At 77.6% G+C, this 2800-nt stretch carries 3 protein-coding genes; all 3 read left to right on the top strand.

From position 1 onward, the window contains the following. Positions 1-460: 460 nt before the first annotated feature. Positions 461-799 carry a hypothetical protein gene (locus tag PYV61_RS23545; RefSeq protein ID WP_275836300.1) on the top strand — a complete coding sequence of 113 codons (339 nt, stop codon included), beginning with the start codon at positions 461-463 and terminating at the stop codon, positions 797-799. Between the two features lie 84 nt (positions 800-883). Beyond that, on the top strand, positions 884-1513 hold the full coding sequence (locus PYV61_RS23540) for a hypothetical protein (RefSeq protein WP_275836298.1): 630 nt from the start codon (positions 884-886) through the stop codon (positions 1511-1513). A 2-nt stretch (positions 1514-1515) separates the two neighbouring features. Further along, the coding region (locus PYV61_RS23535; protein ID WP_275836296.1) for a hypothetical protein at positions 1516-2800 on the top strand (1285 nt) is incomplete at its 3' end.

Genomic DNA, 2800 nt, shown 5'->3' with positions numbered 1-2800 from the left:
CCGCCGCCGCCGCCGCGCACGCCGCGACCCGGGCCGCGGAGCGGCCCGCCGACGGCCGGGCGGGGACCGCTCGGCGCGCGTGGGGCGTGGGGGCGATGGACATGGCGGGATCGGCGGGGACGGATGCGACGAAGTCGCGTCTCCGATGACGCGGCGAGTCGGACACGACTGGCCGGGGCGACCGTGGCCCGCGCTCGTCGGCGCGGCGGTCGCCATGTGCATCGGGACGCGACTCCCTGACGCGGAGTCTAGGCCGCGCCCCGGCGAAGTCAACCCGCGGCGGGTCGCGTTGACTTCGCGCGGCCGCGGGCTACACTGGCTCGGAGGGAGTCGCGTCCCGATGCGATCGGCCGCCGCGTGAGCGCGCAGCCGGGCGAGCCGTCACGGCCCGCCGCGCGTCGGCGGCGCGACTTTCGTGCGTTCGGACCACGCGATCCCCACCACGCACCCGGAGCGCCGCATGCGCAGCCCGCTGAGTGCCCCCGAGCACCGACTCCCGCCCCCCGAGCGCCGCGACCACGCCGCGCCGCCCGCCCCCTCGACGCGCGCGACGGCCGCCTGGCCCGCGCTGTTCGTCGCCGCCGTGCTCACCGCGACGCTCGGCGGCCGGTGGGGCGCCGACGCCGCGCGCGGCCTCCACGCGCCGCTCGGCGCCCTCGGCGCGATCCTGTTCTGGGTCGGAGTGCTGATGCTGCTCGAGCGCCGCCGCCGGCGGGACCGCGCGGTGCGCCGCGTCGCCCGCTCGCCCTCGCCGCGCGCACCGCACCGGCGACCGCTGCGCTACCTGCGCCGTCCCTGATGGCGCTCCCGTCGGGCCGGTCGTACGTTGGGGCCAGGCTGTGCCGGCTTTCTCGTCCACTCCGACCCGACAGGTCCGCGAGCCATGGCGAAGACCGAGACTCCCCGGAGGTTCGCGGCCGCCCCGTCGGCCGACCTCTCCCCCGCGGCCGCCCCGGCCGACGTCGCCCCCGGCGAGCCGCCGGAGAGCCTGGACAAGGTCCGCGACATCCTGTTCGGCGGGCAGATGCGCGCCGTCGACGGCCGGCTGCAGGCGCTCGAGGAGCGGCTGCTGCAGGAGCAGGCGCAGATGGCGGCGGCCCACCGCGGCCAGCTCGGCGCCCTCGAGACCGAGCTGCGGCGCGAGCTGCAGGCGCTGGCCGACCAGGCCGCGGCCGACCGCACCAAGCGCGCGGAGGAGCTGCGCGCGCTCAACGTCGACCTGCGCGACGCGCTCCGCGGGCTGGAGAAGCGGCACGTGCGGCTCGAGGAGCTGGCCGGCGCCGCCGACGCGGAGCTGCGCGACAGCATCCTGGAGCAGTCGCGCGCGGTGAACGCGCAGCTGGAGCGGCTGTCGCAGCGCGTGACCGCCGACCTCACCCGCGAGGTGTCGGGGCTGCGGCACGACAAGGTGGACATCGCGTCGCTGGTCGGCGTCTTCTCCGACATGGCGGGCCGCCTCGGCAGCGCCCTCGACAACGGCGCCGGCGCTGTCAGGGATGGCCCGAGGAGCTGACCGTGCCGGACCACGGCGCGCCGGCGCCGACCGACGAGCAGCTGCGTGAGCTGTCGGAGGTCCGCGAGCTGCTGTTCGGCGCCGAGCGCCGGCAGCTGGAGGAGCTGCGCCGCCGCGTCGACACGATCGAGCTGAGTCCCGACGAGCTGGCGGAGAAGCTGCCGCGCGCGCTGGCCATGCGCTCGGCGCGCGACCGCGAGCTGGCCGCGGCGCTCGGGCCGACGGTGGAGCGCGCGATCGGCGAGTCGGTGCGCCGCAACCCGCGCGACCTCGCGACGGCGCTCTTCCCGGTGCTCGGCCCGGCCATCCGGTCGGCGATCGCCGAGGCGATGGCGGGGCTCGTCCAGTCGATCAACCGGTCGGTGGAGCACGGCCTCTCGCTGCGCGGGCTGCGGTGGCGGCTGGAGGCGTGGCGCACCGGCGTGCCGTTCGCGCAGATCGTCATCACCCACACGCTCGTCTACCGCGTCGAGCAGGTCTTCCTCGTGCACGCCGAGACGGGGCTGCTGCTCGCGCACGTGCCCGAGCACAGCGGCGACGACGCGAACCTCGTCTCGGGGATGCTGACCGCGATCCGCGACTTCGTCACCGACTCGTTCGACTCCAAGGACACCGGCGAGCTGCGCACGCTCCGCGCCGGCGACGTGTCCGTGCTCGCCGAGCCGGGGCCGCAGTGCTACGTGGCGGCCGTCGTGCGCGGCCACCACGCGCCGTCGCTCGTCACCCGGCTGCAGCAGACGCTGGAGACGATCCACGTGCGCTGGTTCGACGCGCTCGTGGCGTTCGACGGCGACAGCGCCCCGTTCGAGGGGACGCGGCCGCTGCTCGCGGAGTGCCTCGAGACCGTGCTGTCCGACGGCGCGGCCGCGCCGCGCCGCGGGGCGGCGCGCTTCGCGTGGCTCCTCCCGGTCGCGCTCGTGCTCCTCGCCGTCGGGGTGCCGTCGTGGCGCGGGGCGGCGCGCTGGCGGCGGGCGGGTTCCGCCTTCGAGGCCGAGCCCGGGGTCGTGGTCGTGCGCGCCGAGCGGTCGTGGGGGCGCTGGTCGTTCGCCGGGCTGCGCGACCCGCTGGCGCGCGACCCCGCCGTCGTGCTCGCGGGGCTCGGGATGGACACCGCCGGCGTGCGCTGGCGCTGGGAGCCCTTCGTCTCGACCGAGCCCGCGCTCGCGCTGGCGCGCGGCCGGCGCGTGCTCGCCCCGCCGCCCAGCGTCGCGCTCCGCATGCGCGGCGACACGCTGGTGGCCGTGGGCACGGCGCCCGCCGACTGGGTCGCGCGCGCGGCGTCGGTCG

Source organism: Roseisolibacter sp. H3M3-2 (genome assembly GCF_029211165.1).
Classification (GTDB): domain Bacteria; phylum Gemmatimonadota; class Gemmatimonadetes; order Gemmatimonadales; family Gemmatimonadaceae; genus Roseisolibacter.
The sequence above is the reverse complement of the archived record's forward strand: the minus strand, read 5'-3'. Positions and strand labels throughout refer to the sequence as shown.

Coding starts and splice junctions, on each gene's coding strand:
- PYV61_RS23545 (WP_275836300.1), top strand. CDS start 461: ATGCGCAGCCCGCTGAGTGCCCCCGAGCACCGACTCCCGCCCCCCGAG.
- PYV61_RS23540 (WP_275836298.1), top strand. CDS start 884: ATGGCGAAGACCGAGACTCCCCGGAGGTTCGCGGCCGCCCCGTCGGCC.